At 61.5% G+C, this 10,462-nt stretch carries 12 protein-coding genes; 9 read left to right on the top strand and 3 right to left on the bottom strand.

The genetic code is table 11. The features are described 5' to 3' along the window. The 7 genes from AC0L3N_RS06970 to AC0L3N_RS06940 form a co-directional block, all read left to right on the top strand. Nucleotides 1-1,196, top strand: a 1,196-nt coding sequence (locus tag AC0L3N_RS06970) for a cysteine desulfurase family protein (RefSeq protein WP_473546590.1), incomplete at its 5' end; no start/stop codon positions are given. 173 nt (nucleotides 1,197-1,369) lie between these two features. Further along, nucleotides 1,370-2,887 (top strand): Fe-S cluster assembly protein SufB, encoded by a 1,518-nt coding sequence (gene sufB, locus AC0L3N_RS06965; RefSeq protein WP_123150002.1) that lies wholly within the window; start codon nucleotides 1,370-1,372, stop codon nucleotides 2,885-2,887. Then, on the top strand, nucleotides 2,884-3,324 hold the full coding sequence (locus tag AC0L3N_RS06960) for a hypothetical protein (RefSeq protein WP_473546588.1): 441 nt from the start codon (nucleotides 2,884-2,886) through the stop codon (nucleotides 3,322-3,324). The genes sufB and AC0L3N_RS06960 overlap by 4 nt, the downstream gene beginning before the upstream one ends. A gap of 31 nt (nucleotides 3,325-3,355) precedes the next feature. Beyond that, entirely contained in the window at nucleotides 3,356-4,111 is a 756-nt protein-coding gene (gene sufC, locus AC0L3N_RS06955) for a Fe-S cluster assembly ATPase SufC (RefSeq protein ID WP_473546586.1), read from the top strand. A 43-nt stretch (nucleotides 4,112-4,154) separates the two neighbouring features. Further along, nucleotides 4,155-5,423: a Fe-S cluster assembly protein SufD gene (gene sufD / locus AC0L3N_RS06950; protein WP_123150102.1), complete on the top strand. Its 1,269-nt coding sequence runs from the start codon at nucleotides 4,155-4,157 to the stop codon at nucleotides 5,421-5,423. 105 nt (nucleotides 5,424-5,528) lie between these two features. Beyond that, nucleotides 5,529-6,770 carry a cysteine desulfurase gene (locus AC0L3N_RS06945; RefSeq protein WP_473546584.1) on the top strand — a complete coding sequence of 414 codons (1,242 nt, stop codon included), beginning with the start codon at nucleotides 5,529-5,531 and terminating at the stop codon, nucleotides 6,768-6,770. A gap of 5 nt (nucleotides 6,771-6,775) precedes the next feature. Further along, complete coding sequence (locus AC0L3N_RS06940; RefSeq protein ID WP_123150101.1) at nucleotides 6,776-7,168, top strand: SUF system Fe-S cluster assembly protein; 393 nt, start codon at nucleotides 6,776-6,778, stop codon at nucleotides 7,166-7,168. A gap of 4 nt (nucleotides 7,169-7,172) precedes the next feature. Here AC0L3N_RS06940 and AC0L3N_RS06935 read toward each other — a convergent pair whose 3' ends face one another. Beyond that, entirely contained in the window at nucleotides 7,173-7,739 is a 567-nt protein-coding gene (locus AC0L3N_RS06935; protein WP_473546582.1) for a hypothetical protein, read from the bottom strand. A gap of 241 nt (nucleotides 7,740-7,980) precedes the next feature. Here AC0L3N_RS06935 and sufA point away from each other — a divergent pair, with 241 nt between their 5' ends. Further along, nucleotides 7,981-8,361: a Fe-S cluster assembly scaffold SufA gene (gene sufA / locus AC0L3N_RS06930; RefSeq protein ID WP_006206001.1), complete on the top strand. Its 381-nt coding sequence runs from the start codon at nucleotides 7,981-7,983 to the stop codon at nucleotides 8,359-8,361. Nucleotides 8,362-8,496: 135 nt separating this feature from the next. On the opposite strand, the gene AC0L3N_RS06925 is transcribed toward sufA, so the two are convergent. Continuing rightward, entirely contained in the window at nucleotides 8,497-8,994 is a 498-nt protein-coding gene (locus tag AC0L3N_RS06925; protein WP_473546580.1) for a GFA family protein, read from the bottom strand. Nucleotides 8,995-9,084: 90 nt separating this feature from the next. Here AC0L3N_RS06925 and AC0L3N_RS06920 point away from each other — a divergent pair, with 90 nt between their 5' ends. After that, nucleotides 9,085-9,408, top strand: coding sequence for a TfoX/Sxy family protein (locus AC0L3N_RS06920; RefSeq protein ID WP_077371584.1), 324 nt, complete (start codon nucleotides 9,085-9,087; stop codon nucleotides 9,406-9,408). A 19-nt stretch (nucleotides 9,409-9,427) separates the two neighbouring features. Here AC0L3N_RS06920 and AC0L3N_RS06915 read toward each other — a convergent pair whose 3' ends face one another. Then, nucleotides 9,428-10,366, bottom strand: coding sequence for a carbohydrate kinase family protein (locus AC0L3N_RS06915; RefSeq protein WP_123149998.1), 939 nt, complete (start codon nucleotides 10,364-10,366; stop codon nucleotides 9,428-9,430). Nucleotides 10,367-10,462: the final 96 nt, after the last annotated feature.

The following is a 10,462-nucleotide window of genomic DNA, read 5'->3' as shown; positions in this document are numbered from 1 at the left end:
CCCCCCCCCCCCCCCCCCCCCCCCCCCCCCCCCCCCCCCCCCCCCCCCCCCCCCCGCCGGCGCGCGCCCCCCGCCCCCCCCCCGCGGCAATGATTGCCGCGCTCGATGCCGCCGGCAACCCGTCGTCGGTCCATGCCGAGGGTCGCGCCGCACGGCGGCTGATCGAGAATGCAAGGCGCGACGTGGCGGCGCTGGTCAACGCCAAGGCCGAGCATGTCGTGTTCACCTCCGGTGCGACGGAAGCCGCCTCGACGTTGCTGACGCCGGACTGGCAGATGGGGCGCGGCGCTATCCGCATGAGCCGGCTCTATGTCTGCGAAGCCGATCATCCTTGTATACTGAGTGGCGGGCGTTTTCCGGCAGCCCGGGTGACGCGGATCGGCGTCGACGCCGCCGGCATTGTCAGGCTGGACGCGTTGGCCTCGGCACTTGGCCGTCATGACAAGGCAGACGGCCTGCCGCTGGTGGCGATCCATGCCGCCAACAACGAGACCGGCGTCATCCAGCCGATCGACCGCATCGCCGAAATCGTCAAGCCGTCCGGCGGCATCCTGATCATCGACGCCGTGCAGGCAGCCGGTCGCATTCCGCTCGATATGTCAGTGGGTTACGCCGATTACCTAATTTTGTCCTCGCACAAGATCGGTGGTCCCAAGGGCGTTGGCGCCATTATCGCCGCCTCGGACCTGATGCCTGGGCCCTTGATCGCCGGCGGCGGCCAGGAAAAGGGTCATCGTGGCGGCACCGAAAATCTGGCCGCGATCGCTGGTTTTGGCGCGGCGGCGCGGGAGGCCCTGATCGGATTGAAGAGCATCGATGCGGTCGGTAGCCGCCGCGACGAGATCGAGGCCATCGTGAAAACGCTGGTGCCGGATGCGGAAGTCTTCGGAACCGGCGCGACGAGGCTTGCCAATACGACATTCTTCGCTATTGCGGGCATCAAGGCCGAGACGGCGCAGATCGCCTTCGATCTGGCGGGCGTGGCGCTGTCGGCCGGTTCCGCCTGTTCCTCGGGCAAGGTCGGCCCGAGCCATGTGCTGAAAGCGATGGGGCACAGTGACAGCCTTGGCGCTTTGCGTGTGTCCATCGGCCACGCAACGAGCGCCGAGGACATCGAACTGTTCCGCACTGCGCTGGCAGGTATCGCCTCACGCCGCGGGGGCAGGGAAGAAAGCTGCCTGAGTGCGGCAGAATGATGCAGGCCTTCTGGCCTGGTAGAGCCGTGCGTTTCATGGTGGCCGGGTGAATTTCCGGCAAGGACGCACTATATGGAACTTACGCCGCCTTGGGTGCCTCACGGGTGCTGGTTTCGCGGTGCCATAGTTTGAAAACTGCCGGGCCTTGACCCCGGCGTGGATGGAGAACGCTAATGCCTGCTGTGCAGGACACGATCGATCGGGTCCGAAAGATCGACGTCGACCAATACAAATACGGATTCCAGACCGAAATCGCGATGGACAAGGCCCCAAAGGGCCTGAGCGAAGACATTATCCGCTTCATTTCGGCGAAGAAGGACGAGCCGTCCTGGATGCTGGAATGGCGTCTGGAAGCGTATCGGCGCTGGGTGACGCTGGACGAGCCGAAGTGGGCGCGCGTCCATTATCCGAAGATCGATTTCCAGGACCTCCACTATTATGCGGCGCCCAAGAGCACGCCGGGACCGACATCGCTGAGCGACGTCGATCCCGAGCTGTTGAGGGTCTACGAAAAGCTCGGCATCCCGCTGAAGGAACAGGAAATCCTTGCCGGCGTGCAGAAGACCGATGCGTCGGAACTCGAGGAAGCCAGCGACAATGTCTATAAGTCGGGCCGCGTCGCCGTCGACGCCGTGTTCGATTCGGTTTCCGTCGTCACCACCTTCAAGAAGGAACTGGCGCAGGCTGGCGTCATCTTCTGCTCGATCTCGGAAGCCATCCGCGAGCACCCGGAACTGGTGAAGAAATATCTCGGCTCGGTCGTGCCGACCTCCGACAATTTCTACGCCACGCTGAATTCGGCGGTGTTCACCGACGGCTCGTTCGTCTTCGTGCCCAAGGGCGTGCGCTGCCCGATGGAACTGTCGACCTATTTCCGCATGAACGAGAAGAACACCGGCCAGTTCGAGCGCACGCTGATCATCGCCGAGGAAGGGGCTTACGTCTCCTATCTCGAAGGCTGCACGGCGCCGCAGCGCGACGAGAACCAGCTTCACGCAGCCGTGGTCGAACTGATCGCGCTCGACGATGCCGAGATCAAATACTCGACTGTGCAGAACTGGTACCCCGGCGACGCCGAGGGCAAGGGCGGCATCTACAATTTCGTCACCAAGCGCGGCGACTGCCGTGGTCACCGTTCGAAGATTTCGTGGACGCAGGTCGAGACCGGCTCGGCGATTACCTGGAAATATCCGAGCTGCATCCTGCGCGGAGACGATTCCAGCGGCGAGTTCTATTCGATCGCCGTGTCGAACGGCTACCAGCAGGTCGACAGCGGCACCAAGATGATCCATCTCGGCAAGAACACGTCGAGCCGCATCATCTCCAAGGGCATCGCCGCCGGCTACTCGCAGAACACCTATCGCGGCCAGGTCTCGGCGCACCGCAAGGCGACCAACGCCCGCAACTTCACCAACTGCGACTCGCTGCTGATCGGCGACCAGTGCGGCGCACACACCGTGCCCTACATGGAAGCCAAGAATGCAACCGCACAGTTCGAGCATGAAGCGACCACCTCGAAAATCTCCGAGGACCAGAAGTTCTACGTCATGCAGCGCGGTATCCCCGAAGAAGAGGCGATCGCACTGATCGTCAACGGCTTCGTCAAGGACGTCATCCAGCAACTGCCGATGGAATTCGCGGTCGAGGCGCAGAAGCTGATCGGCATTTCGCTTGAGGGGAGCGTGGGGTGAGTGGATCTCAACTGAAAGCGTCATTCGACGCCGCCTTTGCAGAAGGAAAGGAACTCGCACTCAAGCAGACTCCTATCTATTCGGAGGTCCGAAACCGGTTGATCGAAAACAATGATCGATTCCGGTTGGCGCTTTCGGCGGCGCTGTCGGACAATGCGGCTTTCGCGGTCGTCCCTGCGGAAGTGTCGATTGGCACTTCCGTGTCTTTCAACAACAAGGTTGTGCTCACGGTGTTCCCAGCCAAGCACGGGGATACTGAGTACGTTGTAGGCGTAGATGATCGTCTGCTCGCCGAGAATGCCGGCATGGCGACAGACGCCATCCTCCAGAAAGACCTGCCCGGTGCGGTGAAGCTTGTTGGCTGGTACTTGGGCATCATTTCTACCGGAGCACAGATCAGTCCAGATTGGCCCGATGAGGCGGTAGAGAGAAAGTAAAAACTGGTGGATCTTGATATTGGAACGAAAAATGCTTGAAATCAAAAACCTGCATGCCCGCATCGTCGATGACGGCACCGAGATCATCCGCGGCCTGGACCTGACGGTGAAAGCCGGCGAGGTCGCCGCCATCATGGGCCCCAACGGCTCGGGAAAATCGACGCTGTCCTACATCCTCGCCGGGCGCGAGGATTATGAGGTGACCGAAGGCGATATCCTCTACAACGGCCAGTCGATCCTCGAAATGGATCCGGCCGAGCGCGCCACATCAGGGATCTTTCTCGCCTTCCAGTATCCGATGGAGATACCGGGCGTGGCGACGATGGAATTCCTGAAAGTGGCGATGAACGAGCAGCGCAAGGCGCGCGGCGAGGAGCCGCTGAAGATCCCCGAATTCCTGAAGCGCGTGAAAGACGCCGCCGCCTTGCTCGACATGGATATGGCGATGCTGAAACGGCCGCTCAATGTCGGCTTTTCCGGCGGCGAGAAGAAGCGCGCCGAGATCCTGCAGATGAAGCTTCTGGAGCCAAAACTGTGTGTGCTCGACGAGACTGATTCCGGCCTCGACATCGATGCGCTGAAGATCGTCTCTGAAGGCGTCAATGCGTTGCGCGCGCCAGACCGCGCCATCGTCATCATCACCCATTACCAGCGCCTGCTTCAATACATCGTGCCAAACAGTGTGCACGTGCTGTACAGAGGCCAGGTGGTCAAGTCGGGCGACAAGTCGCTGGCGCTCGACCTCGAGGCCAATGGCTATGCCGGCGTGATCGGCCAAGCCGCGTGAGATGCCAGAAGGCCCAGAAGGCAAGCCAAGCAAGGCGAAACTGATGAACATACACACGACACCCCAGCGGACGCCGGCCGAAACGGCGCTGATCGACGCCTTCAGCGACCGGCTGTCGCTGCTGCCCGGCGACAACACGGTAATGCTGAAGCGCGACGACGCCATCGAGGCGATCAAGAGCGGCCTGCCGACGCGACGCATCGAATCCTGGCACTACACCGACCTGCGCCGCCTGCTGACTACGGTGCCGGACTTCGATTCCGCAGCCGCCGCGAAAGCCATTGCGCCCGTTGTCGAAGGTTCCGCCGTCCTGCCGGTGCTGAACGGCGTGTCGAGCGCGAAACTGCCTGATATCGAGGGCATTGCCGTGCAGCGGCTGTCGGAGAAACTGACTGACGGCAGCGCAGCGCCGGGGCTCGATGCCTATGGAGCCGACGATGCCATCGGCGCGCTGAACACGGCTTTCGTGGCCGACGGCTATTTTGTCGACATCGCCGACGGCACCGAACTGGACAAGCCGATCGAATTGCAGAACCTGCAGGCCGGCGGCCAGACACATGTGCGCCTCAGCGTCCGCGTCGGCGCCGGCGCCAAGGCCGTTATCGTCGAGCGCCAGGCGGGCGAGGGCGCGGGGCTGGTCAGCTCGGTCAGCCAGCTTCTGCTTGAAGAGGGCGCCGACGTGACCTGGCTCATCGTGCAGGAGCAGCCGGATACGGCGACGCATCTTGCCCAATTCAAGGCGCATCTCGGCAAGGATGCGAAGCTGACGCTGTTCGTCATGAACGCCGGCGGCAAGCTGGTGCGCCAGGAGATCGTGGTGAAGACCACCGGCGAAGGCGCCGACTTCACGCTGCGCGGCATCAACCTGCTTGCCGGCGACACGCATACCGACGTGACCATGGTGCTTGACCATACCGTGCCGCACACGGCTTCAACGGAGGTGATCCGCAACGTGGTGACCGGAAGAGCGCGCGGCGTCTTCCAGGGGCGCATCAACGTCCACCAATATGCGCAGAAGACCAACGCCAAGATGGCCTGCAACACGCTGCTTCTGTCCGATGACGGCGAGTTCTCGACCAAGCCTGAGCTCGAAATCTTCGCCGACGACGTCGTCTGCGGCCATGGCGCGACCGTCACCGAGATCGACCATAGCCACCTGTTCTACCTGATGGCACGCGGCGTCGACGAGAAGACCGCGCGTGGCCTGTTGGTGAAGGCGTTCGTCGCCGAGGTGATCGAGGAACTGGACGACGAGGCGATCGTCGAGGCGCTGGAAACGAGGCTCGACGGCTGGTTCGCGGCGCACGGGTAACGCGCCCAACCTTCTCCCCTTGTGGGAGAAGGTGGATTGGCGCGTAGCGCCAAGACGGATGAGGGGTGTTGGACGGAATGAGGCGATGCCTCTAGAGAGCTTATGATGGACCAGAAAGTCGAAAACATCCCCTACGACGTCGAGGCGATACGCCGCGACTTCCCGATCCTGTCGCGGGAAGTCTACGGCAAACCGCTGGTCTATCTCGACAACGGCGCCTCGGCGCAGAAGCCGCAGGCCGTGCTCGACGCCATCCAGCACGCCTATTCCCAGGAATACGCCAACGTCCATCGTGGCCTGCATTTCCTGTCCAATGCCGCGACCGACGCCTTTGAGAACGCGCGCAAGATTGTGCAAAGATTTCTGAACGCGCCTGATACCGACAACATCGTCTTCACCTCGAACACCACCGCGGCGATCAACACCGTCGCCTATGGCTTCGGCATGCCCAATATCGGCGAGGGCGATGAAATAGTCCTGTCGATCATGGAGCACCATTCCAACATCGTGCCGTGGCATTTCATCCGCGAGCGGCAGGGCGCGAAACTGGTCTGGGTGCCGGTCGACGATCTCGGCATCTTCCACATCGAGGAGTTCGAGAAACGGCTGACCGACCGCACAAAACTGGTCGCCATCACGCACATGTCGAATGCGCTGGGCACGGTGACGCCGATCAAGGAGATCGTGCGCATTGCGCATGCGCGCGGCATTCCGGTGCTGGTCGACGGCAGCCAGAGCGCCGTGCATATGCCGATCGACGTGCAGGATCTCGACTGCGATTTCTTCGTCTTCACCGGCCACAAGGTCTACGGGCCCTCGGGCATCGGCGTGCTCTATGGCAAGAAGGACATGCTGGAGCGCATGCGCCCGTTCATGGGCGGCGGCGAGATGATCGAGGAGGTGACGCAAGACTTCGTCACCTACAATGATCCGCCGCACCGCTTTGAGGCCGGCACGCCGCCGATCGTCCAGGCGATCGGGCTGGGTGCTGCGCTCGAATACATGGAAAAGATCGGCCGCGAGCGGATTGCCGCGCACGAAGCCGATCTGAAGAACTATGCCCATCAGCGGCTGAGGGCCATCAATTCGCTGCGCATCTTCGGCGATGCGCCGGATAAGGGCGCCATCATCTCCTTCGAATTGCAGGGCATTCATGCCCACGACGTGTCGATGGTGATCGATAGGCAAGGCGTCGCCGTCCGCGCCGGCACGCACTGCGCCCAGCCGCTGTTGAAACGCTTCGGCGTAATCTCCACATGCAGGGCATCGTTCGGCATGTATAATACCAGGGCCGAAGTCGACGCTTTGGCCGATGCGCTCGAAAAAGCGCGAAAGTTCTTCGGATGACGATCATGGATGATGCAGGCCGCACCGCTGAGACCACTTCGGAAACGACTGCCAACGGTCTGGTTTCCGCCCCGGCCATTCCCGCCGACGAGCTGGCGCGGCTGACCGACGACATCGTCTCGGCGCTGAAGACGGTCTACGATCCGGAAATCCCGGCCGACATCTACGAGCTTGGTCTGATCTACAAGATCGACATCGAGGACGACCGCTCGGTCAAGATCGACATGACGCTGACCGCGCCCGGCTGTCCGGTCGCCGGCGAAATGCCCGGCTGGGTGGAAAATGCCGTCGGCGCCGTCGAAGGCGTGTCCGGCGTCGAGGTCAACATGACCTTCGATCCGCCCTGGTCGCCCGACCGCATGTCGGAAGAGGCGCAGGTCGCGGTTGGCTGGTATTGAGGAATCAATTGACCTCTTTGCCATAAGTTTGGGCGTAGGCCTCGATCGTTCTCCAAAAGCTTTCGGGACTTGCCGGATTTCCGGCGACTATCATGCCCCTTCCGACTGGGATCCAAAGTGTATTGTTATAAAGAAATAATCTTCTGCCGCGCCTAGTCAGCTTGAGCATGTCGCCGGCGCGGGGCTTTAGCTGCAAAAGGACGGCCAGGGGTTGTTGCCCCGTTCCAGTTCTTAGTTCAACGGCATTTACCGCCGACCAGGGTACCGTCTCGGTTGTGATATTTGAGTCTTCGATGCCATCAGGAGATATCACTCCGGACCGGCGCTTAAAATAGGTACGGTATGTAGAAAGCCCCATAACAAACAACAGGATCGCGATGGTAAATATGAACAATACTTGACCGAATAGGCTTGATTTTTGAGACGAGAATAAAAATATAAAAGAAACGAAAATCGCAATCGCTAAAAGCCTCAGAAAGCTACCTTTCATTTTGTCGAGATCATCGGAGAAAATCAAAATATCTCGGGTATCGATCGCATTATATATTTGGTAAGGCTCTTTTTTGTTCATGGAATAAATCTTTCAGGGGAATATCACCAGGGTGAACACTACTGCCAATATCCAAGGCAAGCAAGGTCATGGTATTGAGCCGTGAGGCATTTGCAGATGAGGGCAAAAGTCTGTCTTCCTCTCAAGCGCGGTGCCGGGGAGGTGCCTCGCGAATTCGGGGTTGCACCGGCCGACAATCTTCACCATTTTAGAGAAGACTCATTCCGCAGGCCTTGAACCTGCGTGAACGCGGAGAAAAAGAATGGGACGCTTCGCCGTCATCACGATGACCGAAAAGGCCGCCGACCGGGTGCGCGAGATTGTCGCGACCCGTGAGAATGCGCACGGCATTCGCCTTGGTATCAAGAAGGGCGGCTGCGCCGGCATGGAATATACGGTCGATCTGGTGACCGAGCCCAACACCAAGGACGATCATATCGAGCGCGACGGCGCTCATGTCTATGTGGCACCTGAGGCAGCGCTTTTCCTGTTCGGCACCGAGATGGATTTCGAGCAGACGACGCTGCGCACCGGCTTCACTTTCCGCAACCCGAACCAGAGCTCGGCCTGCGGCTGCGGCGAATCGGTCGAACTCAAGCCGGCCGACCTAAAGGCCCTGGCCGAGGCGCGCGCATCGGCCTGATCTTCCCTTCTCCCCGTTTACGGGGAGAAGGTGGCCCGAAGGGCCGGATGAGGGGCAGAGCCGGCCTGTGTGATGTTTGCGCTGCCCCTCATCTGCCTGCCGGCATCTTCTCCCCGTAAACGGGGCGAAGAAATGCTAATCCACCCACATTCCCGTCCGCCTGTGCCAGTCTGCGATTGATTCCTCGGGATAGACATCGAAAACCTTGTCGCCCTTGCCAATCTCGGGCTCCACCCAGTTTGCCTTGTATTTCAGCATGAGATGGACCTTTTCAGGTGGTTTCGGCAGGTCTGTGTCGATCGCCGAGGCGAAGGGATGGACCAGTTCCGGCCAGGTCGGATCGTAGAGCCACAGTGCCGATCCGCATTTCCTGCAGAAATTCCGCTCGCCTGACGAGATCTCGCACTGCGGATGCTCGTCGTCCTCGATCTCGGCCCGGTAGACGCCGAGATTGCGCTTGCCCTTGATTTTGAGCGTCTCGTAATCGGCGCCGAGATTGATGGCAAAGCCACCGCCGCCCTGCTGCTTGCGGCAGATCGAGCAGTAGCAGAGCATGAACGGCACCGGCGTGTGGCTCTCCACCTCGAATCGGACAGCATTGCACCGGCAGGACCCTTTGAGCAGAAGCGGCATGAAAAACTCCGACGAAATTGGTTTTCAACTTGTCAGGATGGTGCCGGTTGCGGCGATGACAAGGGGAAATCCGGGTGACATGATCGCGGCATGGACAATGAACGCATTGCCGAACTTTTCGAAGGCCTCGGCCCGGTCAGCATTCGCAAGATGTTCGGTGGCAAGGGCATCTATTTTGACGGCGTTATCGTCGCCATCGTGGTGCGTGGCGAATTGATGCTGAAGGCCGACGCGGAAAGCGCGCCCGAATTCGAGGCGGCCGGCTGTCGGCAATGGACCTATACGGGGTCGCGGCACGGCAAGCTGGTGTCGATGCCGTATTGGAGCGTTCCCGACAGCGCGTTCGACGATCCGGATGAGATGGCGGTCTGGGCACGCCGGGCCTATGAAGCGGGGCTGCGTGCCGGCAAATAGGCTGCCTCTCCACTGGTCATCAGCTCATGCCAATTTTCTGCGGCTCGGGCACAAGGGCCAGCGCGTCGGCAAAGTCTGCCGCCGTAAAGACCGGCACAAGCTCGGCACTTTCGATCGCGAGCATTGCTGCGGCAACGCCGTCGCGCAGCGCCGCGCGCAGCGTCAGGCCGCGCAGCAGGGCGGCGACCGTTGCGCCCGCCAGCGCATCGGCGGCGCCGTCCGCGACTTTTTTCGGCGGCAGGATCGAGAAGGCGCCGGCTTCGTCGAAACCCAGCACCGGACCGTCATCCGCCGTCACCACGCCGCCTTTGAGGCCCGCCCGTCTCAGGCCGTCGGCGATATCTTGCTCCGCAGCGTCGATACCGACATCGGCGAGTGCGATGGCCTCACGCCGGTTCATGAAGACCATCGCCAGGCTGCCCAGCACCGGCGCGAGCCGCACCGCCTTGTCTGGTGAGACGGCGAGGGCGAAGACCGGCTTGCCGGCGGCAAGCGCCACCAGCCGCTCCAGCGCCGTCGACGGCAAGTTGGCGTCGCACAGGACCGCATCGGCGGTGCTGATCGCCTCGCGCACCTTGGCACGGCGGATCTGCTTGGGAAGCGCCAGGTCGTAGAGCGCCATGTCGGCAAGGCCGACGATCAGTGCGCCGTCGCCGTCAATCAGCACCGTGCTGCTCGGCGTCGTGCGATCGAGGAACACCACGGACAGATCGGCAATGCCGGCCGCAGTGATGGCGCGCGAGACCGTATCGGCCAGAACATCACCGCCGCGCACCGAAAGCAGCGAACCGGAGACGCCGCGGCGCACGGCGCTGCGCAGCGCATTGAAGACGGCACCGCCGACAGCCTCGCGCATCGTGCCGGGATTTGACGCCGCCGGCACGAAGGCGCCCGAAACCTGGCCGCGCCGTTCGATATAGGCGCCGCCCACGGCCAGGATTGTCGGCGACTTCATCATGCCGGCGAGATGACCTTTGCTGTTGCCGGGTGAGACTAGGTTGTCAGGCGGAACCCGGCAACCGGAGGCGCGATTCGGAAGATGCCCAGCAGAATC

Source organism: Mesorhizobium sp. WSM4807, assembly GCF_055811615.1.
This window is presented reverse-complemented; position numbering and strand designations above follow the sequence as displayed.

Excerpts from the sequence above, each read along its gene's own strand:
- sufA (WP_006206001.1), top strand. The coding sequence starts at position 7,981 with ATGGGACGCTTCGCCGTCATCACGATGACCGAAAAGGCCGCCGACCGG.
- AC0L3N_RS06920 (WP_077371584.1), top strand. The coding sequence starts at position 9,085 with ATGGACAATGAACGCATTGCCGAACTTTTCGAAGGCCTCGGCCCGGTC.
- AC0L3N_RS06915 (WP_123149998.1), bottom strand. The coding sequence starts at position 10,366 with ATGATGAAGTCGCCGACAATCCTGGCCGTGGGCGGCGCCTATATCGAA.
- sufC (WP_473546586.1), top strand. The coding sequence starts at position 3,356 with ATGCTTGAAATCAAAAACCTGCATGCCCGCATCGTCGATGACGGCACC.
- AC0L3N_RS06935 (WP_473546582.1), bottom strand. The coding sequence starts at position 7,739 with ATGAACAAAAAAGAGCCTTACCAAATATATAATGCGATCGATACCCGA.
- AC0L3N_RS06925 (WP_473546580.1), bottom strand. The coding sequence starts at position 8,994 with ATGCCGCTTCTGCTCAAAGGGTCCTGCCGGTGCAATGCTGTCCGATTC.
- sufD (WP_123150102.1), top strand. The coding sequence starts at position 4,155 with ATGAACATACACACGACACCCCAGCGGACGCCGGCCGAAACGGCGCTG.
- AC0L3N_RS06945 (WP_473546584.1), top strand. The coding sequence starts at position 5,529 with ATGGACCAGAAAGTCGAAAACATCCCCTACGACGTCGAGGCGATACGC.
- sufB (WP_123150002.1), top strand. The coding sequence starts at position 1,370 with ATGCCTGCTGTGCAGGACACGATCGATCGGGTCCGAAAGATCGACGTC.
- AC0L3N_RS06940 (WP_123150101.1), top strand. The coding sequence starts at position 6,776 with ATGGATGATGCAGGCCGCACCGCTGAGACCACTTCGGAAACGACTGCC.